The following is a 23,975-nucleotide window of genomic DNA, read 5'->3' on the forward strand; positions in this document are numbered from 1 at the left end:
GTTACTTTATCGGCCATCATATATTTCAACAGCTTTTTGCATGACCTTCATTTGGGTTTGAATGGAGTTTCTTCTTCTATACACACTATTGGTTTTAAAGGCCAAAACAACATCTATTTCAGGATAAACTGTAATGTTTTGTCCTAGGGCTCCTTGGGCCGAATAGGCATTCTTTAATCTGGGGTCGTTAGTGTTTTCAATGAGCCACCACATATAACCATAGCCTAAGTCCAGGCCATCTTCCTTAAGTAGGGGCACACTTTTTTGCGCTTCCGAATAAGAGGTTCTCTGTTTTGTGATTTCTTGCACCCAATCCTCAGAAATTAGTTGTGAGTCCTTCCATTCCCCATTACGGAGCATTAATAGTCCAATACGGGCCATATCCCTAGTAGAAAACCACATGTGGTATGCAGGAAACTTGGATATGGTGTTGTTGCCGCTTTTCTTTTGAAGGGTTCTGTCCCAATCCTGCATTTGCAAGGGTTTGGCCAATTGGGCTTCAATTTCATCGTAGATATTGCTTTGGGTCTCTTGCTCAAAAATGTATCCGGCCACATTAAAGTCCCAATTATTGTACAGCCAATGACTTCCCGGAGCAACTGAACCTCTTTCTGGAGCAAATCTTCTGAAATCACCACCATTTGAGCCTCTTAGGTATACTCCAGAGCGGGCAGCTATTAAATCCTTTATCGTGGCCTTTTTTTCTTCGGGTAAGAGTTCGGTAACATCATTGATGTTGAGTTCGTCCAATGTGTTGTCCAAATCAATGGTGCCATTTTCCACATATGTACCGTACAACATGGAAAGAATGCTTTTTCTACAGGATGCTATGTAGCTATTTTCACTAATGTTTCCATATTCCAATACAATTTGTCCGTTATGTACAAGGACCAGACCGGTTATGTTGGTACTGTCTATGATATATCTTTTGAAATTGGTCCGATCGGTATCGGGCCAACCCGTTGCTTCCGGATTTTCGGCTCTGGACCATGTTTCATCGGGATAGGTTTGTGCTTCACTTTGGCAACTTGACAAAAGGAAGGTCAAAGAGCAGATTATCAATAATGCTTTTCGCATATTACGCTTTGTTTAAATTGGAAACTATTTTATTCAGTGTCTGCTCTAGTTGAACAAGTTCTTCTTCGGATATTCCGGCAAAAGCCCTTTTTCGGTTTTCAGCAATTACCGGTGCCAGTTTTTCCAGCACGTCTTTTCCTTTGGAGGTCAATTCAATATGGAATCTTCTACGGTCTTCTGGGTTAATGGACCTGTCCAGGAAACCCTTTCGAACCATAAGGTCGATCATGCGTGTTAAGGAAGCATTATCTTTAAAAACCAATTCTGCAATTTCATTTTGACTTAATTCTGGACGGTCATTCAAGTATTGTAAAACCAATTTTTGGTCTACGGTGATATCATCTACAACCTTTAAAAAATTCTGTCTGGAGAACTTCCTATATGTTTTGATGGTACGTTCTATATGATAGAAAACCGATTTTGCTGGAACTTTCACGAAAAATTATTTGATACAAATATAATTGATATATCAAATAAATAAAGATTCCAATGAAAATTTAATGTAGACCTTATTAAGGTCAATTGATATTAAATGATTGGGCAATACTTTGTTTTTTCCGGGCAAAGCCCAACTTTGAAAATGGTCCAAAAAAAAACGCTCAAGCAAGCTTGGCGTTTTTTTTATCGAATGATGTCTTCGTGACCGCGGCAGGATTCAAACCTTATTCCACAAGCCCTATATCTAAAGGATTTTAAGACCTTACAAAATCTGTTGACCGAATTACTGCCCTTTAATTTGGGCAAAATTCTAGATGATTCAACTTTCAATGTAAAGGTAACAATTTCAAATGCATGAAATTACTTCCAATAAATATTTGTCTTTTTGAATTCCCAAATACTTACCCTTAACTTTTGCAAGTGGTTCCTGTTTCAATTTTATAGTGTTCGATTAGATAAGCGTGAAGTACAATTGAAATAGGGTGCAATAACCTATTTCCAATAATTGAAGACTTCAATGTTCCATCTTATTGAACATGGCTATTTATGTTTTCTTTGCTAGCAAAGAAAATATGAAGAGCAAGAGGATAGCGTGCTAGCGCATCGCTATTGATTCATTTTCCTTCGGAAAAGCCCATGTTTTAGGGGTTTTTGAAGAATACCCGCTCTGTGGGTTTACTTCACTTTTAGCTTAAAAATACTCTCAGCCCAATAGAATCAAGGAATTTTTAGCTTAAAAATTGAATTTTGATGCTTTGAATCAAGAGATCTCAAGTTCTTTAAATGTCATGGTTTTGAATCTTGAAAAAGTTATCTTTTCACGGAAAAGGAGGTTTAGCCCAGTAGAATCAAGGTGTTTTTCAAGGAAACTGGCCAATAATAAGGTGCTTTTGATTAAAGTTTACCTCGCGCAGTAGTATTAGTTAGTGGTAAGATTTGGGGCTTGCAGCACTCCACTTCGTTGCGTTCGCTTTAACATAAACCTTAAAATAAGCCAATAGTTGTTATTTCAAGTTTGGTTTATATTCTGATTAACTAGTACTCATTCAATTCTACTGCTTTAAATAAATTGTTGTTGATTATAACTGGTTTTGAGTTTTGAAAATCCATTTTATTAGCCGATGATATCATAGTTTTAGTTTGAACCCACCATTGATCACAAACCCATCTACTGGAGCATATATCTCAGAAAATTGCGGGTCGCTTAAATTGCCGGAGTATATGGTATCGAAACGTGTTTGCCGAGTATCCAGAAAGTTTTCAAAATTCAGGAAAATAGAAAAACTATCGCTCAGCTTCTTTTCACTCATCAAGCCCACAATCCAATAGGATTGGCCAGTCTCCTCGGAAGAGAGCTTTTGGGGACTGTAATAATAGCCTTCCAGCCCGACCCATAGGTCACCTTCCTTCTCATACATCAGTACGTTGTTCAATCGATGTTTTGCCACTAGTGGAAAATCGGAGACTGTTCCATTTTGATGTTGCTTTACATTAGCATGGGTATATCCGGTAAACAACTTGAAGTTCCCGTATTTGATTTTGAGATTGACCTCCGCACCGCGGGTATCCACAAATCCATTGGGTTGTCTAAAGGAATAAAAACCATTCCCTTCCGATTCCAACAACATGGGATCATCGATTCTGGTATAAAATAATAGAGTATTGATGGACATGGTCATGCCCGGCATGGGCACCCATTTATAATTAATGTCAAAATTACCACCCAAGGATCGTTCCAAATCGGTTTGATCGATATCAATGGGTAGCACGTTCCTAAACTGTAAACGTTCTGCATCCTCCGTAAAAACCGTTGGGGTCTTATAGCCCATTCCACCGCCCAATCGAAATGTCAGTGTTTGACTTGGTTCATAAAGTAAGGATAATCTGGGCAAGGCCAGAGCGCCATAATTGGAATGGAAGTCGGTACGAAGACCGGTTTCCAAACCAAGTTCTTCGTTGATTTGCCATACATTTTGAGCGAACAATCCAAAAATCTGATAGGATTGGTCCAGTGCAATGGACTGATCTTCCCTAGTATCGTTAAAATATTCCGTCCATAGATTGGTCCCGAACACCCATTCAGGACCATCCTCTGTACTGGTTGAAAAGTTCACTTCACTAAAGGAAGAACGTTGATAACCCGAAAAGGTAAAATCCGGAATCTGGATTGTACGATCGTAAAAACTGAAGCTGTTTTTGACTTCCAATCGATTTTGTTTGTTAAAAGTATGTTTGAACCCCAATTGAGTGGAAACCCGTTCGGTTTGATTCGACTCAAAATATGGATTGTCCACAGGCTCTCCCTTTACATAGTCCATATTACCGCCGAGACGGTCTTCCCAAATGGCATTGATTCCGAATAACAGTTCGGTTTGTTCCTCGAGGTACCAATATAGTTTAGGGTTCAACGTGAATCTATCGAACTCTGGAATGGCCGTAAGCCCAATATCGGCTGGGTCATAGGGAGTTCCCAAATTATAGGAGGCGAATACAGTGGTTCCCAGCTTTTTGAATTTCTGAGAATAGAAGCCGCTCAGGTCCAAGCCTAAGGCCGAAGTACCATTGGCCATGAAACTGAGTTCGGGCTCATCTTCAGGGGTCTTGGAAATCAGATTGACAAGGCCGGCTATTGCACCACCACCGTAGAGGGTGGAACTGGACCCTTTGATGACCTCCACTTGTTTGAGGTCCAAAGGCGCTATTTGCATCAGGCTCAACCCACTGGCAAACCCGGAATACAAAGGGAACCCATCCCGAAGTAACTGGGTATACTTCCCATCCAGCCCCTGGATACGGATACTGGAATTATAACTGGTGGCCGAGGTTTGCTGTGTTCGGATACCCGTACTTTCGTTGAGTAACATGCGGATGTCCCCAGGTTTCATATTGCCCTTTTCCGAGAGCTCCTCCCCGGCAATGACCTCCACCCGTGTTGGGATGTCCTCAATGGTTCGGGTGCTTCTAGTGGATACTAAGGTGATCTCTTCCATTTCCTCGGTCTGGGGAACAAGATAAATGGTCTGATTTTGTTGTGTTGTATTCAAAGGAAAACGAAAGCTTCGCTCCAGCTTCGCATAACCAACATAACTCAATTGCAATTGATACGTTCCATTGGGTATATTTTCAATATGAATTTTACCGGACGCATTGGATATAGCCCCAATATCAAGTGAGGGCAAAACGGCGGTTACGCCGATCAAGGGTTCTTTATCAATGGAATCCTTGACCACAATATCAAGGGTATTCTGTGCTAGAACAGGTACCATCCCCAAAAAAGAGAGTACCAGAAATACTTTGAATTTCATTTTTATGGTTTTTGAAGTATGATTTTCTTGGCCGAATCCACGGCCAAGCTTATTTTGTTAATGTAGACTATACTTCAAAGTGACGGGGCGGTTTCAAGGTGTGGAAATAGACTTCTTTTGGGTTCAATTCTTGAAAATAATCTATAGTGGATTTGATAAGCATTTCGCTTGTAACAATATCCAGGAACCCATAATAGGTCAATGTAAATCCGGAACATCTTCCACAAGTGTAGAACGGTGAACAAGGAGCCTCTTTTTCATGTCGGTCGTCACTTGATTCATTTTCACCGCTGTCCCTTATTGATAAAGTCTCAATGCAGTTACCAGTTTCCTGACAACAAGGATATGACGATAGGAATATCGTGAGTAAAGACAGGAGTACACAGAGAAACTTCATAGCGTAAAGATAACAAATGCTATAAAAATCTTGAAGTTTAACGAGGGTTGCCCTTGTTTATAAACGGGGGTATAAGCAAGAAATAATAATAGGAAAGGGAATGGAAATACTTTTTTATTGTTGTAAATAAGTAATTTTAATTTGGAACATTTCAGCCATTTTCTCTGCCCTTAGCTTGGCTACCTTGGCTTTTTCCCCTAGGAAGTTTTCATCCACGGTCTCAAAAAACAATTGTTTCCAACGTTCAAAATGTTCACCCTTAACTGGAAGTTTCACATGGGGTGCAAATGGACTTCCAGAATAGGTGTGCTCCTCTAATAGAATCGTTTGCCAAAACCTGTACATCTTTTCTAAATGTACAGGCCAATTATCTTTAATAACACCATTAAAAATAGGGGAGAGCAGCTCATCCTTCCTCACCCGATCGTAAAAGGTATCCACCAATATTTTGATGTCTTCCAAACTTTCAATTTTGGTTCTCCGTGTCATATTCTTGTGTATTTAATGAATGTCCAAGTTGTGAATTGGATAAATCATATAAGATTAATAACTATAACAATAAGACTGAAGAGTGTAGTAAGGATTAACAGGTTAAAAGTAATCAAGGGCTTTAACTGTGCCAGCACAGCGCCATTGAATGCCATACAGAATATAGTTACAAAAAACAATAAGATCATTTTGAGCAACATATCCATATCCCCCATTAAAAGCATCATGGCAGCTGCCGAACCAAGACAGCTTTGACCAATGATGGCTATGGTCGAATACCCCATCTGGCCTTTTTTGAACTCCAAGAAAAGCTGATTGTGCAAGTTCGTTACCCTATTATTGCTTCGATTGACTCCATTGGTAGCCATAGGAATGTTTATTTGTTAGAGAGTTTACTTTCCAATGTTTCCGCTTTTGGGAACAAGATGTTGTTTTCCAAATGGATGTGTCGATGGAGGTCTTCCTCAAATTCCTGAAGGAGCGAAAAGGTGACCCGGTAGGTGTTGCAAGCATCGGCGGGGGGCGTGTAGTCATTGCTCAAATCAGCTATTTTTCGGAATCGTTCTCCTTCATTGTCATGCTCTTCCATCATCATTTTGATGGGATTTTTTACGGTTCCAAAATGAGATTGCTCCATAGGCGAACCTTTAGAAGACCCATTGACCATTTTACGTACCCAAGGAAAGAGGACCAACTCTTCTTTTTTCATGTGCATGGCCAATTCTCCAGCCGAGGTGTGAAAATATTCCGAAATTTGATGTAATTCAGGATGACGGTCTCCGTGCACCTTGCAAAGTTTGACCAGATATTGCTTTAGAATTGGTATTTGTTGCTCCACATACCTATGGTGTTTTTTCTCAATATAATCGATTAACAAATCCAGAGGCCAAGTCTTAAAATCGGGTTGATCATCTTGGTCTTGCTGCTGTACGATATCAAGTTCTTGTATCAAGCCTTTCAAATCCAATCCTTTTCTATCCGCAATTTCTTTGAGGGTACGGTTGCCTTTACAGCAGAAATCAATTTTGTGGTTTTTAAAGATTTGTGCGGTACGGTAGTCTTCCGCCACCATTTGTCCAATAGTTTTTTCCATGTTTCAATTTTTTTATGCTATACAATCAGTTTATTCACATTAATCGGATAAAATTGTCCGAAATAAAGTCAAAAATTTTTTAACGTTTCAAAAAGGTCATACCAACCTCCAACCCCATGGCCAATTCATATAAGTTTGTGCTTGCCAACATTTTACTTAAATTGGTTCTAATATCAACGAATTTATCGTGCAAGGGACAAGGCTGGTTCGCATTACACTCCTTGAGTCCCAGACCACAACCCTTAAAGATTTTATCCCCATCGATAGCCTTGACGATCATATTCAATTTTACATTGTTCATTTCCTCTCGATCAATTTCAAAGCCACCGGTAGGCCCTTTTACCGATTTTACAATATCGTTCCTAGTAAGTAATTGTAGGGTTTTGGCAGTAAAAGCAATGGGTGAATCTATTTCCTCGGCGATCTCATTTACGCTGACACGTCTTCCTTCCAAAGATTGGAGTGTAATATATACCGCAGCGCGTATGCCATATTCACAGGCTTTTGAAAACATCATGAGGAAACTTTTATAGATACAAAGATAACATTAAAAATAAATCGGACAAAAATGTCTTTTATTTATTTTAAATCAAAAATTCACTTGATAATCAAATATACTTTATTGGAGGGTAATCCAACACAGATTGACAATATATCTTAGGTTAGAGCACGGTTTTTTATGAGCATGATGGCAATGCCGATAGGAATCAGGAGAGTTGCCCAGGCCATTAGCTTCCCTTGTCCCTCGAATATGCCCCATCCCTGCCAAGCAGCAATACCCTTGTAGAATATCAGAGCTTCGGTAAGGATAAAACCCACGAAATACCACGGAAAGGATTTTGTTGATATTCGAAACATCTCAAAATAATCCATGAAAAAGAACAAAGCCATGCTGATGACGCCCAAAAAAGTCAAGTGCAAATACCCGATTGTAAAGTCTAGATACTTAGCTGCCATAGTTGAAAAATAAGGGAGTACGGTCAGTAATTGAAGCACGATTTTAATCAAACCCATCGCCACTACTAATTTAATGAGCAGGGTTTGCAATTTTGTTAGTGATAATTCAAAGAACTGATTCTTGATCATTCCCCACAAGCATGCAAATGCATAGAGTTGAGCCATCGCACCAAATCCAGCCAGTGTATAAAACCCAAAAGGGGGCTTTGTCCAAAGAGTGGATAAGAAAAAGGTAAATACAATGCCCAAGTTGAAGCTCAAAAAAAAGTGGGTGAAGGATTTTTTGGGAATTTCCAACCCATGTTGCTCCCAAACAAAAAGGAATATCCCCACTACCGCAAGAATCATCCACCCATTGTACTGAAAATGCAAGTAAAAATATATGGCCAGTCGATACCAAATGGATTGAGGGCCTAAGCTGTTCATGATGGCTCCCAAGGCCCAAGGCCCCAAACTGGAAATCATCATATAAATTAGGGCTGCTTTGGCACATTTTAGCCCTTTGCTATGTTTATATTTTAGGTCGATGTTTTTCCAAAAATGATATACGTACACATAGGATACGATCAGGAACAATGTGGAAAAAACTATGGAAAAGAGTGCATACCCTTGAAATGGGAAGGTCAGCAGCATCCCGATCAATGTGGCTTGTGTAAACCAAAAAATACGTTTGTACGTTCTGCTGGATTTCTTTTTCTCCAAAAAGCAAAAATGTAGCAAAGTGGTCAAAGCAACATACACCCATCCCAATAAGGCTATGTGCGAATGGCCATGGACAACAAACCTATAATTGAAATCCAAGCCAAGAATAGGGTAGAAGCGTAGCAATAAGCCAAGTATGGCTGCCACGAGAAAATATGTCATGGCCATTTGGAGATGCGATCGATATGATTTACCCTTCACGTTAAATGGTTTGAAAAAATGCTCCAATCAAGATTAAAAATCTTTTTTACCAGCTTTGTATCGTAATCCCAATATAGGCAGTATGGTCCACAATAGAAGAATGGCCAGTGAAATCAAGAAACCTAGATTGGTACCAAAGAACTGTTTGAAAATGGCTCCTGTGTACCCCAATAAGGCAGAAATATCCAATTTGAGCAGTATCAATATCCTGGAAAGATCAATGGGGTTGAGTATGGTGGACACCAAGGAGAATGTGTCCAAAGGGTATTCTTCGAAAACGATGAGCGACATCAAGAACAGTCCATCGTAGACCACAGCCAAGAAAAGCCAAAGCAACACGGCATAGCCAAAACCTTTGATTTTATTTTCATTGGATATGGCAATTACAAAGGACAGCCCCACAAAAATGAAGGTCAAAAAAGCCCCAGTGACCAATAACAGGGAAAAATCAAAAATGGCATTGCTCCGTAAAAGTCCGTACAGTACAAATGGGATCCCCAATCCCAATACCAAGCTCAGGGTCAGTGAGCCTGCCACTCCAAAATATTGCCCCATAAATATGGAGCTCCGCTTAATAGGTTGGGCCAAGAGGAGTTCGGTAAATTCCCGTGAATTGTAGTAGTACATTACTCCAAATATGGTACCAATCAAGGGAATCAGGACAATAATCACGTTCATTAGGGTAATCACGGCTTTGGAGACATCGTTGTTCAAGAACAACAAAACAAAACCCAGGGCGAGGTAAAACAAAAAGTAAACATAGCTCCAACGGCTTCGTATAAGATCGTAAAAACTGTACTTCAATATTTTAAGCATGGCTAGCTGTTGTTATGGCCGCAATGGCGTGTTCAAAATTGGTTTGTTCGGTCTGTTCCATAAGTTTTCCGATACTCCCTTTAAAATAAATTTCTCCTTCCAACAGGTATACAATCTCATCGGCCACTTCTTCCACAAACTGCATGATGTGCGAAGTGATCAAAATGGTTTTTCCATTGGCCTTTTCTTTTTGGATCAACTCCTTTAAATGAATCAATGCCTTGGGATCCAAACCTGTGGTAGGTTCATCTAAAATAATCAGTGGACTAGCAAACATAAAGGTCAGAACAATGTTCACTTTTTGTTTGGTGCCCCCGGATAGGGTGGCTAGTTTTTTGTTCAAAAACGGTTCCAGTCCAAAGAGGTTGATGAGTTCGGCTTCTTCACTTGGGCTGTTTCTGAGATCCTTGATCATGCCAATCAATTCCTTCACCTTGATATTGGGCGGGAAATTGGCAATTTGGGGGAGGTAATCAATTTTTTTGCGGTATTTCCATCCTTTTTTTATGGGTTCTCCCAAAACCGAGATTTGTCCTTTATTTGGGATCACCATGCCCAAGATACTCTTGATCAAAGTGGTTTTTCCTGAACCATTTGGCCCGAGGATGGCATAAATGTTACCCTTGTCAATGCTTAGGTCAACTCCTTTCAAAACTTGGTTCTTGCCAAATTGCTTGTGAAGATTGTTTATTTTAATGGTCATGATCGTACTTTCATTAAAGGTTGGGCATCTTTTAAATTATCGGGCGTAAAAACCGGGGAGACCCTTTCGGAAAAATCAATAATGTCCATAAAAAGACTCCTTAATAGCACAATGGTCTCCGGAGTGCGGTTGACAACATAAGAAAATAGTTTCACTGGACGATAAGGGACATCCCCAATGCCGTCCTTATCTAAATCGTATCCCGTGTAACTGCTCCAGAAATTACCCTCAAAGACATTATCGTTGAGTTTGCTGTTGTAGGAGATGTCAAATGAATTGTAAAGGAAATTATTTCCTTTGAAGCTATTGGTATAGCAAGCTCCAATTACACGTATGGCCCAACCATTGCCAATAAAATCGTTGTTGGTGTACTTGATTCGGTTGGATCCCTCTATGTTGATGCCGATGGTGTTCTCCTCAAAAATATTTCCACTGATCTCTGCATCATTGATTTCTTTCAATAACATGCCATAGGCAGCCGTACCCCAATTCTTCCGAAAGGTGTTGTTTTTCATAGTGATGAATTTGGAGAACATCACTGCGACACCAGCACCATTATTTTCAAAAGTATTATTGGTATAGACATCATTGTTCGAGAACATGAAATGGAGGCCATAGCGAAGATTGTCCATGCTCACATTGTCAGTAATGGTAATTTCATCGGAAAATTCGAGGTAGATGCCGTCCCGGGTGCCCTGTACATGGTTTTTTAGCACCTCTACGTCTGAAGAATACCAAAGTTGTATCCCATTGCCTGAGTTGTATTCGTCGACAGCTTCCCCTATGATTCTGTTGTGGTAGACTTTGCCATGGGAGGATTTCTCCAAATAGATGCCAAAGAAAAGCTGTTCCAAAACCATGTTCTGAATGAGGAAATTTTTGCTCTGTACCACTCGTATCGCCGCATTGTCCTTGGTATAACTGACCCCTACATTTATGATGAATAGACCATCTAAAGTAACATGGTCCGATGTAACCCTAAAAATCTCCCCTTTTTTTTCACCATCCACGATAGGATAACCAATTCCTCTTATTACTAAGGGTTTATCCACCAATATTTCAAATTCCCGATACCTGCCCTTTTGTATCAATAAGGTATCGTAGGGCTGGGCTAGGGCAATAGTCTCCTTAATGGAGTTGTGCTCGCAGTCGCTACAAACATTCCATGTTTTCGCCCAAACCAAAGATGTCCACAGCAGAAGCGGCAGGGCTAGGATAAATTTGTGATGTGGATGGAAGGTTGACATATAGTGATTACTGTTTATGAGGTTCTATATTTATATCCATTTAGGTTTGTTTTTCCAAGTCTCCGTTAGATGTAACCTATAATTCCTTTACTAACTTTCCCGTAATGTCGGTAATTGCTATGCGATATACCACTGGCATTTCTGCTTCTTGTAGCTTTCCGGAAAAATGACTTATAAAATGTGGGCGCTCTGCATTTTTACGGTCTATGGTGCGCTGTACGCCTTCCGCAAAATGCTTTAAATATTGCTTGGCAGCATCTCCCGCAAGTTCTTCAAATCTCCCGTGTACTTGTATCGACTCCCAATGACGGAATGACTCGATTCTATCGACTTGAAAAGAGACTTTGTCGTGTTTTCTTAGAGCATTGATTCTATGTCCGTTGGAAGCAAAACATAAAATACTCTTTTCTTCCTTAAGAAAATAGTAGGTCGACGGTACCACATAAGGTTCGTTGTCGGCTATATAGGCCAAACGACCCAAATAATTGTCACTCAAGAGATGTTCACATTGTAAGGGCTCCAAATCAATCATTGTACTCGTGTTAAAGTTTAAACCTTTTTTTTAATTCCGTCCACGTATATAGTTTGCCGCCATTGGCATCCAAGGTATTTTGGGCGGCCTGTTCCTGCTCAAATGCACTCAAATATGCACCCATGGGACTCGGGATGTTTTCACTGATTAAATACGTGGCTTTTGTGCCGTCTACCAAAGAACCGGGCTGGTCAAAATCGTTGACCATGAACAATGCCATGGTAGATTTGTCTTCATCCTTTAATTGGTTCATCATACACTCAATGGCATCAAAATTAAAGACCTTACCTTTTTGGGTAACCAATTGTGCTGCATGTTGTTTGTCCACAATCGTCATGCTACAGTAATGACAGCCCACATGGCCATAATCAATGGGTTTTGGTCTTATCGAACAACCTGAAGTAAGACCCAGGACCGTCAATAACATAATTATCTGTTTTTTCATTTTGAATTATTTATTGTTTTGAGTTTTTCCATCCCAGGAACCCTGCAAACAAAGTGAGCATCATCCCCACGAACATTAAATAAGCACCACTGGATGGCAATGAAGTGACATCAAAATTCAACATTTTGACATGTCCTAACAATGGCGGCTTGTAGGTCATGGGGCTACCATCAGGATTGGTCAATTTCATAATGGCATTGGGATCTAAGTTGGTACCATAGTCAATCAACCATTCATTAAAATCGTACATGCCCAAAATACCAAGTAGGGACATGAGCAGGAACCATCCAAAAAACCATTTATAGCTTACTTTATTTAGATATCCCAAAATACCGATCAACACACCGATTCCCACCATGATTCCAATGATCAAAGGGAAAGTGCCGAACTCCCACATCTCCTCAGGTTTTGGCAACGTATGCATTCCAATATAGTGGTTTAAGCCATCGATGTTCTGGATATCAAACTCGTTTACGCCTTTAAGACCACTAATGTGGATATTCAATCCCAACGGGTCAGGATATTGGGGCGCTCCCAACATGATATTCCAGAGGGGGAAAATATACAATCCCAACAGGAAGAGCGGGCCAACAATCATTACTATACTAGCCTTTTTCATTTTTCTAGATTTAATGGTTACAAACTGAATGTTGTTTTTTGGTCAAAGGTTGTATGTCAATTTGTAAAAAAGCGGGCAGGTCTTGGACACAGCCCGCTTGATTATAGGGTAAATCAATCCGAATTATTCACCCAAAGACCATTTGAGTTCTACATTGGAATTGGCCGGGGAAACCCTAACATATCCTTGCATTTCTTGGTGCAGAGCAGAACAGAAATCGGTACAATAGAATGGCCATACCCCAACTTTTTTGGGTTCCCAAACCGAAGTTTTGGTCTGTCCGGGCATTATGAGAAGCTCAGAGGTGTTCTGTCCTATCATCGCAAAGCCGTGGGGTACATCGAAATCCTGCTCATGGTTGGTAATGTGGAAGTATACCTTATCCCCAACTTTTATGCCCTCGATATTATCCGGGGTAAAGTGACTTCGGATAGTGGACATATAAATATGCACTTCGTTTCCGTCACGAACCACCTTGGAATCAGTAGACGTTTTTACCGCATAAGGGTGTTCGTTTTCATCCAAGCGATAAATTTTCTGCGATTTCGGCGCCAAAATCTCGGCAGGTATTCCAGCAGCATAGTGGGGCTCACCATGAGTTGGGAAATCATAGATCAATTCCATTTTGTCTCCAGAGATATCATAAATCTGAGCCGAGTGTTCCATTTCAGGTCCTGTGGGCAGATATCGGTCCTTGGTAATCTTGTTCATGGCCACGACATACTTACCGAATGGTTTTCTGGAGTTCCCTCCAGGAATCATCAAGTGGCCTACCGAATAGTAGGTTGGTTTTCTGTCTATTACTTCCCAGGTTCCCAACTTCCATTTTACCACCTCAGAAGAGATGAAGAACGTGGTGTAGGCATTGCCTTTTCCGTCAAATTCGGTATGTAGGGGCCCCAATCCGCCACTTTTGACCTGACCTGCCAATACATCCTCGAACTTAAGGATTGGAATCCCATAAGCTTCCCCATCAAATTTTTCACCTTCAATGGCAGCAATCATTTTGTCAAAGGAGTGTACGGTCAAGTCTGCGGAGAGTTTACCATTCCCGATAATGTATTGACCAGTGGGGTCCACATCACAACCATGAGGGGATTTTGGTGTCGGTAAAAAGTAAACCGCTCCAGGGACTTTCAATGGGTCTACAGTCAAGACCTCTTTTTTCATGGTCGTTGTAGCTGTGTGGCTACCTTCATCATATAGATTGTGGGCATAGTTGGCGGGCATTTTGGTACCTCCACCATTGTTCACGTATTCCTCGATTTTCTTCCAGTTGACCGCTGCAATGAAATCCTTGTCGTTTTGTGAGGCGTTGACTTCTTGAAGTGTATGAGCTTCTTCAGTATTATAAGTAGTGAAAAAAAACCAACCATGGGATTTACCCCTTCCAGGGTGCGAAAGATCATAGTTGAACCCTGGCATCAACAATTGGAACTTAAGGTCCATGTGACCATGTTCCGGGTCTACACTGATAAAAGACAATGATCCCTTGAAGTTACTTTTGTATTCGTTAATGGGCATGTCTCTTTGAGGGATGGGTACGGAAAAACGAGTCCCCGCCACTACATATTCGGTGTTTTCGGTAATAAAGGAGGAACTATGGTTACCGGCACTGTTGGGCACCTCTATGATTTCCTCTGTTTCAAAGGTGCTCAAATTAATACGGGCAATTCTTGGCGTATTGTTACCGTTTATAAAGATCCATCGACCGTCCAATTCCCCATTGGTTTGGGAAATATCAGGGTGGTGGGCATCATCCCAAGGCACAAAACCATGGGAAGTGTTGAGCATGGGCTTGGTTTCTTCGGAATACCCATAGCCCGATGTTGGGAATTGGGAGAATACCGGAATCTCTTTGAACATTCTACCTGAAGGTAAACCGTAGACAGTAAGGTTACCACTATACCCACCTGATAGGAAAGCATAGTACTCATCTTGCTCACCTGGAGCCACATATACTTTTTCGGCGGCACTAGATGAGAGCGCCCCGTTCGAACTTTGTTTTTTTTGACCACAGGAAACCAGCAGTAGGGTAGCTCCAAAGGTCATTATTAAACGATTATGGATTTTCATTGTATTAGGGTTTTTATTTATTCAATTATGATATTTTATTACTGGGTAGGGGGTAGGATTACTTTGTCCACTACATGGACGATTCCGTTTCCTGCCGGGATACTGGCAATTATTTTGGCCCCACCTATATAAACCTCACCGTCTTTTGTTTCTACGGCAACGTTTTGATCATTGGCTTGTCCCAATTTTTTGAAGTTCTTCAAAAAGTCCTTGGAATAGTTCCCTGGGGTGACATGATATTTGAGAATGTTTGCCAAGGATTCTTTGTTCTCTGGTTTTAACAGGTCCTCGACAGTACCTTCCGGGAGTGCATCAAAAGCAGCATTGGTGGGTGCAAAGACCATTAAAGGTCCAGCGTTGACCAAAACATTTTCCAATTGTGCAGCTTGCACCGCGGCCACAAGGGTCGTGTGGTCATCGGATTGTAAAGCTATCTGCAAAACATTTGGGGTAGACTCGTCATCTTCGATAAAGGCTTGTCCCTTTGTGTATTCTGAGGCAACGGTGGGTTCATTTTGACCCGTGTCCCTTGTTTCGTTTTGGGGCCCATTTTTACAGCTACTGGTTATCGTTAGCAGCGCAAAAAGACCCATCATACGGAGTTTAATGGTTGATTTCATAAGGTTTATTCTAGGGTTCTGAAGTATTCGAGAATGGCTCTAGCTTGGTCTTCGGTCAATCCTTGGTTGGACATGGGCGACCCATTGAACTCTTTCAAAAGGTCTTTGGCAAGCGGGTCTTGTTGTACCATTTCCTGTGGGTTCAAAATCATGTTCATGACCCATTCAGGGGTTCTTCTCTCCAAAATTCCATTGGGTGGGGGACCAATGAATTTTTTACCGATTCTGTGACAGGCCAGACACATTTGGTCATAAACCTTTTTGCCATTTTCTGCCATGGATTGGTCGATTTCGGGAGTCAATTCAACGGATTTAACGGGGCCAACACCCTTAGTGGTTAGGTCCACACGTTCAGAAGCCTTGACCTGATCAGTGGTGTTGGTTACTGCTGGCTGTTCTGTTTGAACCTTTTTGCGTTGTACGCTAAATCCATCATCTTTCTTTTCTTCCTTCTTTCCACCACAACCGATCATGATCAGGGCGAAGAGTAGCGTTATACTTTTTACTGTTGCTTTCATGTGATAAATGGTTAAAATTTCGTTTCAAAAGTATGTAGCCATAATCACCTATAACATGATTTTAATCATAAAAAGGATAAAAATATCTTTTAATCTTTGACTCATATTTTTCGCCATGCTTTCCAATTCATCCAAATATGCCATTAAAGGAGTACTTTATTTAGCATTGAACTCCAATAGGGACCATAAAATCATGGTAAGGGATATTTATCCTGTAGTGCATGTGCCCGAAGCTTATTTGGCTAAGCTATTACAAGAACTCTCACGGCATGGTATCATCTCTTCAACAAGAGGACCAAAAGGAGGATTTTATTTGAGTGAAGAAGATAGAAATCACACGCTACTGGAAATTGTTAAGGTTATAGATGGAGAGAATCGACTAAATTCATGTGTTATGGGTATCCGTAACTGTGATATGGATAATCCTTGTGTTCTTCATAAACTTGTTGGAGGCAATAAGTCTAAGTTCATTAGTGTTCTTGAGAGCACAACAATTTTGGACTTGGTTGATGGAAAGCAGGACATTGAGGAGTTTTTTCCATCGTAAATTTTACCCTTGGATTTCATTAACCTACCTTACTAGTTTTGAACAGTTAATACATAGAAGTTAACTCTTTAGCTCAAGCTTTTTTTGCAAGGCTATCATGTCCTCAGATAATTTTTTATCTAATACACGAGCATAAATTTGTGTTGTGGCCAATTTGGTATGACCTAGCATTTTGGAAACCGTTTCAATAGGTACGCCATTGGATAGCGTTACCGTTGTGGCAAAGGTGTGCCTTGCCATGTGAAAGGTCAGGTTCTTTTTGATGCCCACTGCATCAGCAATCTCTTTCAAGTATAAATTGGTCTTTTCATTGGTAATCTTGGGTAATATTGTCCCTGAGTGCGTTGTGACAGGATGGTTGCTATATTTATCCAGTAATTTTTTGGCAGGTTCCAATAGGGGGACTCGAACAGAAGTTTTGGTTTTCAATCTTTTTGTGGTAATCCATCTATTGCCATCCATACCAGTAATAATATTGGTTGCTGTCAACTCCATTATATCGGAATAGCTTATGCCGGTGTAGCAGCTAAAAACAAAAAGGTCCCTGACCCGGTCCAAACGGTCAATGGGAAATTTATAGTTTTCCAAATTGTTCAGTTCATTGGCACTTAAAAATTCTCGCTGTTTTTGTTCAAATGTGGGCTTCCAACGTAGAAAAGGATCTTTGTCTATCCATTCCAATTGATAAGCAAGATTGATTATTTTTCTAAGCCTTTGTAGATGCTTCATCACCGTATTATGGCTCATTGCCTTGGGATGACTCTTTGGATAATAATTAACCAAAAACATTTCAAGATCTGAAATGAATTTATAATTGAGTTGGTTTAAATTGATGTCCGTGGTTTTGAGATTTTGCTGTAGAAACCTATTGATGTAATTTTCGGTGACCCCAAAGTTTCGTATAGTGCCCTTGGCAAGCGTGTTTTCTATTTTTCGGTTATGGTATTCCAATAACTCCAACAGTGTTTTGGAATTGATGCTATCACCATTGTAGATTGATTTGACCAATTGTGGGGTTATAAGGTCCCCTTTATATTTCAGGTCTTGATATATGTTAAACAATCTGGATCGGACAAGGTTTAAATAATAGTTGATTTCCTTGGCCTCCCTTGTTTTGCCTTTTGCCTTTTTGTTTTTGATGTCCCAAAGATGAATATCGACTTTTCTTTTTAGTCCAATATTGGTTCTTTTTCCATTGATTGTTACTCTTGCGTAGAGCTCAGCACAGTTATTGGAGCTTCTTGACTTGTTGATCCAGAAGAGGATCGTGAATGTGTGAGATGTTTTCATACCTATGATTTTAGCATTAAAAAAATGTTAATGAAAAAGCCAAATCAACTGTATGTCAATGTTTTGCGAGGTTAATCGTCAACAGTGTTGACGACCTAATTTTTGTTGACCGATTTGTTGACGAATCAAAGCAAAATAAACCAAATTAAATGGTACCCTAAAAACGCCGAAAACCTTGCAATCACGTAGATTTTGCAAGGTTTTCCATTATTTTGGTATTGCTACCTAGTGACCGCGGCAGGATTCAAACCTGCAACCTTCTGAGCCGTAATCAGATGCGCTATTCAGTTGCGCCACGCGGCCTTATTTAAGGGCTGCAAATATATTTCTTTTTAACTTTACCACAAAACCCTAGCATACAAAAATAATGGATTTTGCATCCTACATTCGTGATATTGAAGACTTCCCCAAGCCTGGAGTTGTTTTTAAGGACATTACACCTTTGTTGAAAGACCCAAAAGCTTTTCAAAAAGCAGGCGATGCGCTCTTGGGTTTTACACATAATATGCAAATAGATAAGGTAGTGGGAGTGGATAGCAGAGGTTTTATTTTTGCTCCTATGTTAGCCCAAAAGTTGGGAGCTGGTTTTATAACCGTTCGTAAATCAGGAAAACTCCCCTATAGTACAATCTCTGAATCCTATGATTTGGAGTATGGCACAGGAATTCTTGAAATGCATTCAGATGCCATTGAAAAAGGGGACAGGGTGTTGGTACACGATGATGTTTTGGCTACAGGAGGTACTGCCCAAGCGGTATGTAAACTTGTGGAAAAATTGGGTGGTGAAGTAGTCCAATGTAATTTTTTGATTGAACTTACCTTTTTAAATGGAGCGGAAAAAATAAAGGGTTACCCTAAAGAGGTACTTCTCCAATACTAATCCAATGCTTTTTTGGTGATATAATATCGCCATCCTATAATGGCCATTTGTAATTTGGATGCCTTGGCAAGGTCCAAACCTTTTTTGCTGTAAGATGGGAGCAGAGCCTTGTTGATTTTTGCCAAAATCTTATAAAACATATCAATGTATTGGTTTTGACAAATATAAGTAAAGCCGTTTACAAGCTATTCAGGTCAATAGCAATGTGGCAACTCTTTACGGTTTTAAATAAATATAACCGTTAAGAGTTGCACAAGAAGTGTGATGAAAAACTTTACAATTGCTATCATTTTTTGATTGATTTTAAATTTACAAAAACAGTTATCTTACTATTATTTCCTCGAATATAGAATGATAAAAGTCATGGTTCCAAGCATTTAGTTTAAAATTTATGGAATTGAATACGAGATTGTATCTTTAAAAACGTATGGCCTATATAACTGTAATGTATGCCCTTGTAAAAAGTAACATTTTTAAACCTTAAATATAAATTATGGTATTAAAATGTTAGAATTGTAGGGGTGTTTTGGGGTGTAATTTAAAAACCTAGGGAGATTTCGTTTAAAAACAAGGCTATTTTAGTGTTTTCGTTTGGGCACAAAAAAAGAACCGCCCCATAAGACGGTCCCTTTACCTTGTTAAAAAAAATGGTTTTTAAAAACTAGTTGCCTTTTTTAGTGGTGATTTCCACAACTCCGTTTTTAGCCTTTTTACCGTATTTCTCGATGGCTTTGTCTCCCTTGAAAACATTTATGTTCTCAATATCCTCTGGCGATATTTTTTTAAGGTCTTTGGATTTCACTTTTTTGCCATCGATAAAGTATAACGGTGCCTCTTTCCCATCACTTTTTATGTAAAAGAAACGCCCGTCATCATCACCACTGATTACCTCATCATCGTCAGAATCTTTGATGATCATTACATTGGTACTTTTCTTTACTTCTATCTCTTCACCATCGGAGTCTATAATTTTCATTACATGTACTCCATCTTTTTTGTTCCCGAGCTTTTCAATCATTACATGTTTATCGTCATCATTTCTTTTTACAATGAAAACACTTTCTTTCTCATCATCGCTATCCAGATGGATGTCCATGCTATGGAGCTTATCTTCACTTACTTCTTCCCCATTGATGATTACTTTCCTTTTACCATCAACCTTTTTTACGATGATTTCTTTTTCATCTGAAGTACTCCACGAAACATTTCCCTTGCCAATTGTATGAATTTGGATTTCATTTTCCTTATGGGCATTCCAAAAAGAGACGGCATTGTTCTCATCATCGTACAAGACTGTTATGGGGTTAATGGGGCCATCTGAATTACTGTTGTAATTACCGCTAAAATTTTTTCCCTCGGAGTTTTTACCGCTTAAGTTCAATGTAATTGAAATGATTTCCCTGTCATCGTTCCGAACAGTGGTATAACTGAAATCGATACCATCTTTTGCCAAGTCTTTTTTAATGTTGTCCAACTCGGCATCGGAGGTGTTTTTATCTATGGTCAGCTCCACAGTTTTTTCGTCCGTAACAATTTCACTGTCCATTAAATTCTCCACGCTGTCCGGATTTTTGTAAAGGTAAGTTTCCTCAATACTGAAGCTCACCAAGAACAGGCCCAATAAAGGGGCTACCACCAGGGTCTTAAGGATATTGATTTTTTTGGATTGATTTTGATTTAACATGACTATTCGTTTTTTGATTAATGAATTATAAAATGAATTGGCTAAAGCGTATTCTTGTGTATCTACCGCCTGCTTTAGCATCAGGTATTGGTAGGATTTTTTATCATCCGTTTGGGCTATGGCAAAATGGTCGGCCAGGTATTCCAGATTTTGCCTTACCGCGCTTTTGTACATCCAGAGTACCGGATTGAACCAGAAAAATATCTTCAAGACCTCCAGTAGTAAGATGTCCACAGTGTGATATTGGCGTGCATGGACTTTCTCGTGTTCCAAGACCGAATGGAGTTCGTTGGCTTCAAAAAGTCTGGGATTATAAAATAGGTAGTTAAAAAAGGAGAAAGGGGAGATGTTCTTTTCCGTTACTAAGTGCATAAACGGAGTTTCCCTTCTCTTATGGGCATCTTTGGCCAAGTGTTTCAAAGAAATCAGTTTGAACAAAAATTTCACGAACAAAAAAGCACTTATCGTAATATATACTGTAAAGAGTATGTTCTGCGGCGTAAACAAGCTGTTTTCGGCTATGGTCGAGATAGTTTGAGTGCCTGTGTCGGTAGCCTTGACAAGCATTGGCTTGGAAACCACAATCGTTTTCTGGATCTTGATCAGTGGAAAAACAAAAGAGAGCAATAATCCCGATAAAAGGAACAACCTGTTTTCCTTGAAGAAAGTTTCCTGCTTCAAGAAAATATGGTATACCGCCAAAAAACCTCCGGATATAAGGGCGGATTGTAAAAAGTACATAGATATCGATTCCATTATTTCTTCTTTTCTATTAGGTCAATAATTTCTTTTAGCTCAGTTATCGAAATTTTTTCTTCCTGCGCAAAGTGGGATACCAAACTTTTAAAGGAATCATTATAATAATCTGCAATGGCTGCGTTCACATACTTTTTGCGATACTCTTCTTTACTTACAATAGGGAAATATCGATGGGTGTTGCCAAAGGCTTCATGATCCACAAATCCTTTTTCCTGCAGATTCCTAACAATAGTGGATAAGGTGTTGTAGTGTGGTTTCTCGCCCTTTATTTCCTCAAGGATTTCCTTTACAAAAGCCTTTTTCAGCTCCCAAAGGATTTTCATGATCTCCTCTTCCTTATTGGTCAATTTTTGCATGATGTAATTATTATATGATCAAACGTAATACTAATCTGTTAGTTAAACAACTATTTTTATAGTTTATTAACTATTTTTATAGTTTTTCTTTTTGAAGGATCCTTCTTTGTTGAGTAAATCTTACATTATCTTTACGCGAAAATTTACTTTTTTGGGAAATCTACTTTTTATTGTTTTGGGATTGGTTCTGCTGATTGCAGGGGGGAATTGGTTATTGAAGTCTGCCGTTGCTTTATCCTTACGCTTGTTTATCCCCAAAATTGTTATTGGGATGACGATAGTGTCTTTCGCTACCTCCGCCCCAGAACTCATTGTGAGCATAAAAGCTGCCTTAGATGGTTTTCCAGATCTTTCTTTGGGCAATGTAGTGGGGTCCAATATCGCCAATTTGGGATTGGTTTTGGCCATTACCGTTATCATGGGCAGTATAGATGTCAGGAAAAGTTTTTACACTACGGATTGGCCTGTTATGATCGTTGCTTCCCTTCTTTTCTGCGGATTCATTTATTTTGATGGGGTGTTGGAACAGTATGAAGGAATAATTCTGGTCTCCCTCTTATTTATCTTCCTGGTGTATTTATTAAGGTTCCAGAAAACAGCGGTTGTGGATGAAATGCCGGAAGATGATGTCCCCTTGCCTTTGTATAAGATTGTCCTCTTTTTGGGGATTGGGGGAACGGCGCTTTGGGGAGGATCCGAATTGCTCATTGATGGGGCAGTGGGTATGGCATCTTCATTTGGTGTAAGTGACCGTGTTATAGGTATTACCATTGTATCGGTGGGAACCAGTATTCCGGAATTGGCCGCATCGGTAGTGGCGATCATCAAGCAAGAAAAGGCGATTTCCTTGGGAAACCTCATAGGATCCAACATTTTCAATTTATTGGCTGTATTGGGTATAACTTCAATAATTACTCCCATAACTGTTATGGACGAGGGCCTTTTATCCAGTGATATTTTTTGGATGCTGGGTATATCCTTTCTTATTTTCCCATTGGTGTTTTTCCCAAAAGGATTGCGTTTGGGTTGGAGAGATGGTTTGGTGCTTTTGGCCTTTTATGGCACCTTTATCTATATGACCATAAAATAAAAACCGCCCCATAAAGCGGGACGGTTTTTAATCTATAATCAACAACTAATTTATAAACGTGTTTTAAACTTTTGCAGATTTAACCGTTTTAACGATCACAGCTGCAACTTTGTATGGATCGGCATTAGAAGCAGGTCTTCTGTCTTCCAACCATCCTTTCCAACCTTTTTCAACGGTCATAATAGGAATTCTGATGGAAGCACCTCTATCGGAAACTCCATAGCTGAAATCGGTAATAGAAGCAGTTTCATGCTTACCGGTCAATCGCTCATCATTGTACTCACCGTAAACTGCGATGTGTTCTTTGGTTACCGGACGGAAAGCTTCACATACTTTTTCATAAGTTTCTTTAGACCCGCAAGTTCTCAACAAGGTGTTGGAAAAGTTGGCGTGCATACCAGAACCGTTCCAGTCACCTTTAATTGGTTTTGGGTGATACTCGATATAATATCCGTAGCTTTCTGTCAATCTTTGTAGCATGTAACGCGCCACCCAGATTTCGTCACCGGCCTTTTTGGCACCTTTGGCGAACAATTGGAATTCCCACTGTCCGGCGGCAACTTCTTGATTGATACCCTCAAATTGAAGTCCAGCATCCAAACAAAGATCTGCATGCTCCTCAACAAGGTCTCTCCCCCAAGTGTTTCTTCCTCCAACGGAACAGTAATATAGACCTTGAGGTCCTGGATAGCCACCAACAGGGAATCCTAAAGGTAGGCCCGTAGAAGTATCCATAATAAAGTACTCCTGCTCAAATCCAAACCAGAAATCATCGTCTTCATCATCAATGGTAGCTCTGGAGTTGCTCACGTGAGGAGTTCCATCAGGATTCAATACCTCGGTCATTACCAAATAACCATCTCTTCTTGCCGGATCAGGGTAAATGGCAACTGGCTTCAATAAACAGTCAGAGGAACCTCCTTCGGCCTGTTTTGTAGATGAACCATCGAAAGACCACATTGGGCAATCTTCCAGTTTACCACTAAAATCTTCTTCTATTCTAGTCTTACTTCTGATGTTGGCTGTTGGCTCGTAACCATCCAACCATAGATACTCTAATTTAGATTTGCTCATAATTCTGGTAGTTAATCGTTCTCAATTTTATGATTAACAAAAATAGTTTTTTCATTTAAT

General features: G+C 39.9%; 25 protein-coding genes and 1 tRNA gene. 3 read left to right on the top strand and 23 right to left on the bottom strand.

The window, feature by feature from the left end; translation table 11 throughout:
- Nucleotides 1–6: 6 nt before the first annotated feature.
- From J0X13_RS01455 to J0X13_RS01535, 17 genes are all read right to left on the bottom strand, one after another.
- The gene (locus J0X13_RS01455) at nucleotides 7–1,077 is read right to left on the bottom strand and encodes a serine hydrolase domain-containing protein (protein ID WP_207069710.1); all 1,071 of its coding nucleotides are present in this window, start codon (nucleotides 1,075–1,077) and stop codon (nucleotides 7–9) included.
- Nucleotide 1,078: 1 nt separating this feature from the next.
- Nucleotides 1,079–1,513 (bottom strand): MarR family winged helix-turn-helix transcriptional regulator, encoded by a 435-nt coding sequence (locus tag J0X13_RS01460; protein WP_207069711.1) that lies wholly within the window; start codon nucleotides 1,511–1,513, stop codon nucleotides 1,079–1,081.
- A 1,129-nt stretch (nucleotides 1,514–2,642) separates the two neighbouring features.
- Nucleotides 2,643–4,820, bottom strand: a complete 2,178-nt coding sequence (locus J0X13_RS01465) for a TonB-dependent receptor (RefSeq protein ID WP_207069712.1) — start codon at nucleotides 4,818–4,820, stop codon at nucleotides 2,643–2,645.
- Nucleotides 4,821–5,331: 511 nt separating this feature from the next.
- Nucleotides 5,332–5,706, bottom strand: a complete 375-nt coding sequence (locus J0X13_RS01470) for a group III truncated hemoglobin (protein ID WP_207069713.1) — start codon at nucleotides 5,704–5,706, stop codon at nucleotides 5,332–5,334.
- 44 nt (nucleotides 5,707–5,750) lie between these two features.
- The gene (locus tag J0X13_RS01475) at nucleotides 5,751–6,074 is read right to left on the bottom strand and encodes a hypothetical protein (RefSeq protein ID WP_207069714.1); all 324 of its coding nucleotides are present in this window, start codon (nucleotides 6,072–6,074) and stop codon (nucleotides 5,751–5,753) included.
- Between the two features lie 8 nt (nucleotides 6,075–6,082).
- On the bottom strand, nucleotides 6,083–6,799 hold the full coding sequence (gene ric / locus J0X13_RS01480) for an iron-sulfur cluster repair di-iron protein (RefSeq protein ID WP_207069715.1): 717 nt from the start codon (nucleotides 6,797–6,799) through the stop codon (nucleotides 6,083–6,085).
- A gap of 79 nt (nucleotides 6,800–6,878) precedes the next feature.
- Nucleotides 6,879–7,313, bottom strand: a complete 435-nt coding sequence (locus tag J0X13_RS01485) for an RrF2 family transcriptional regulator (RefSeq protein ID WP_207070782.1) — start codon at nucleotides 7,311–7,313, stop codon at nucleotides 6,879–6,881.
- Between the two features lie 143 nt (nucleotides 7,314–7,456).
- On the bottom strand, nucleotides 7,457–8,620 hold the full coding sequence (locus tag J0X13_RS01490) for a hypothetical protein (protein ID WP_242535591.1): 1,164 nt from the start codon (nucleotides 8,618–8,620) through the stop codon (nucleotides 7,457–7,459).
- Between the two features lie 72 nt (nucleotides 8,621–8,692).
- Nucleotides 8,693–9,475 (bottom strand): ABC transporter permease, encoded by a 783-nt coding sequence (locus J0X13_RS01495; protein WP_207069717.1) that lies wholly within the window; start codon nucleotides 9,473–9,475, stop codon nucleotides 8,693–8,695.
- Nucleotides 9,468–10,178, bottom strand: coding sequence for an ABC transporter ATP-binding protein (locus tag J0X13_RS01500; protein ID WP_207069718.1), 711 nt, complete (start codon nucleotides 10,176–10,178; stop codon nucleotides 9,468–9,470). The genes J0X13_RS01495 and J0X13_RS01500 overlap by 8 nt, the downstream gene beginning before the upstream one ends.
- Nucleotides 10,175–11,425, bottom strand: coding sequence for a nitrous oxide reductase family maturation protein NosD (locus tag J0X13_RS01505; protein ID WP_207069719.1), 1,251 nt, complete (start codon nucleotides 11,423–11,425; stop codon nucleotides 10,175–10,177). Before J0X13_RS01505 ends, J0X13_RS01500 begins: the two co-directional genes overlap by 4 nt.
- A gap of 76 nt (nucleotides 11,426–11,501) precedes the next feature.
- A complete protein-coding gene (locus J0X13_RS01510) occupies nucleotides 11,502–11,957 on the bottom strand; it encodes a pyridoxamine 5'-phosphate oxidase family protein (protein WP_207069720.1) in 456 nt (151 codons plus the stop codon).
- Nucleotides 11,958–11,967: 10 nt separating this feature from the next.
- Complete coding sequence (locus tag J0X13_RS01515; protein ID WP_207069721.1) at nucleotides 11,968–12,402, bottom strand: nitrous oxide reductase accessory protein NosL; 435 nt, start codon at nucleotides 12,400–12,402, stop codon at nucleotides 11,968–11,970.
- A gap of 10 nt (nucleotides 12,403–12,412) precedes the next feature.
- Entirely contained in the window at nucleotides 12,413–13,021 is a 609-nt protein-coding gene (locus J0X13_RS01520) for a hypothetical protein (protein ID WP_207069722.1), read from the bottom strand.
- Between the two features lie 123 nt (nucleotides 13,022–13,144).
- Nucleotides 13,145–15,097 (bottom strand): Sec-dependent nitrous-oxide reductase, encoded by a 1,953-nt coding sequence (gene nosZ / locus J0X13_RS01525; protein WP_207069723.1) that lies wholly within the window; start codon nucleotides 15,095–15,097, stop codon nucleotides 13,145–13,147.
- A 38-nt stretch (nucleotides 15,098–15,135) separates the two neighbouring features.
- Nucleotides 15,136–15,717 (bottom strand): fasciclin domain-containing protein, encoded by a 582-nt coding sequence (locus J0X13_RS01530; RefSeq protein ID WP_207069724.1) that lies wholly within the window; start codon nucleotides 15,715–15,717, stop codon nucleotides 15,136–15,138.
- Between the two features lie 5 nt (nucleotides 15,718–15,722).
- Nucleotides 15,723–16,235 carry a c-type cytochrome gene (locus J0X13_RS01535; RefSeq protein ID WP_207069725.1) on the bottom strand — a complete coding sequence of 171 codons (513 nt, stop codon included), beginning with the start codon at nucleotides 16,233–16,235 and terminating at the stop codon, nucleotides 15,723–15,725.
- Between the two features lie 115 nt (nucleotides 16,236–16,350).
- Here J0X13_RS01535 and J0X13_RS01540 point away from each other — a divergent pair, with 115 nt between their 5' ends.
- Nucleotides 16,351–16,782, top strand: a complete 432-nt coding sequence (locus tag J0X13_RS01540; protein WP_207069726.1) for an RrF2 family transcriptional regulator — start codon at nucleotides 16,351–16,353, stop codon at nucleotides 16,780–16,782.
- A 60-nt stretch (nucleotides 16,783–16,842) separates the two neighbouring features.
- Here the strand turns inward: J0X13_RS01540 and J0X13_RS01545 are convergent, their stop codons facing one another.
- A complete protein-coding gene (locus tag J0X13_RS01545; RefSeq protein ID WP_207069727.1) occupies nucleotides 16,843–18,072 on the bottom strand; it encodes a site-specific integrase in 1,230 nt (409 codons plus the stop codon).
- Between the two features lie 229 nt (nucleotides 18,073–18,301).
- A tRNA-Arg gene (locus tag J0X13_RS01550) sits at nucleotides 18,302–18,375 on the bottom strand.
- 64 nt (nucleotides 18,376–18,439) lie between these two features.
- Here J0X13_RS01550 and J0X13_RS01555 point away from each other — a divergent pair.
- Nucleotides 18,440–18,952 carry an adenine phosphoribosyltransferase gene (locus J0X13_RS01555; protein ID WP_207069728.1) on the top strand — a complete coding sequence of 171 codons (513 nt, stop codon included), beginning with the start codon at nucleotides 18,440–18,442 and terminating at the stop codon, nucleotides 18,950–18,952.
- Here J0X13_RS01555 and J0X13_RS01560 read toward each other — a convergent pair.
- The 3 genes from J0X13_RS01560 to J0X13_RS01570 all read right to left on the bottom strand — a co-directional run bounded on the left by J0X13_RS01560 (nucleotide 18,949) and on the right by J0X13_RS01570 (nucleotide 21,751).
- Nucleotides 18,949–19,092, bottom strand: a complete 144-nt coding sequence (locus tag J0X13_RS01560) for an SsrA-binding protein (protein ID WP_207027830.1) — start codon at nucleotides 19,090–19,092, stop codon at nucleotides 18,949–18,951. The genes J0X13_RS01555 and J0X13_RS01560 overlap by 4 nt on opposite strands.
- 521 nt (nucleotides 19,093–19,613) lie before the next feature.
- Nucleotides 19,614–21,392 (bottom strand): M56 family metallopeptidase, encoded by a 1,779-nt coding sequence (locus J0X13_RS01565; RefSeq protein ID WP_207069729.1) that lies wholly within the window; start codon nucleotides 21,390–21,392, stop codon nucleotides 19,614–19,616.
- Nucleotides 21,392–21,751, bottom strand: a complete 360-nt coding sequence (locus J0X13_RS01570; RefSeq protein ID WP_207069730.1) for a BlaI/MecI/CopY family transcriptional regulator — start codon at nucleotides 21,749–21,751, stop codon at nucleotides 21,392–21,394. Before J0X13_RS01570 ends, J0X13_RS01565 begins: the two co-directional genes overlap by 1 nt.
- A gap of 151 nt (nucleotides 21,752–21,902) precedes the next feature.
- On the opposite strand from J0X13_RS01570, the gene J0X13_RS01575 reads away from it, so the two are divergent.
- The gene (locus J0X13_RS01575) at nucleotides 21,903–22,841 is read left to right on the top strand and encodes a calcium/sodium antiporter (RefSeq protein WP_207069731.1); all 939 of its coding nucleotides are present in this window, start codon (nucleotides 21,903–21,905) and stop codon (nucleotides 22,839–22,841) included.
- Nucleotides 22,842–22,904: 63 nt separating this feature from the next.
- On the opposite strand, the gene J0X13_RS01580 is transcribed toward J0X13_RS01575, so the two are convergent.
- Entirely contained in the window at nucleotides 22,905–23,915 is a 1,011-nt protein-coding gene (locus J0X13_RS01580; protein ID WP_207069732.1) for a glutamine synthetase beta-grasp domain-containing protein, read from the bottom strand.
- Nucleotides 23,916–23,975 lie beyond the last annotated feature (60 nt).

It is taken from the genome of [Muricauda] lutisoli (nom. illeg.), from assembly GCF_017313105.1.
Lineage (GTDB): Bacteria > Bacteroidota > Bacteroidia > Flavobacteriales > Flavobacteriaceae > Flagellimonas > Flagellimonas lutisoli.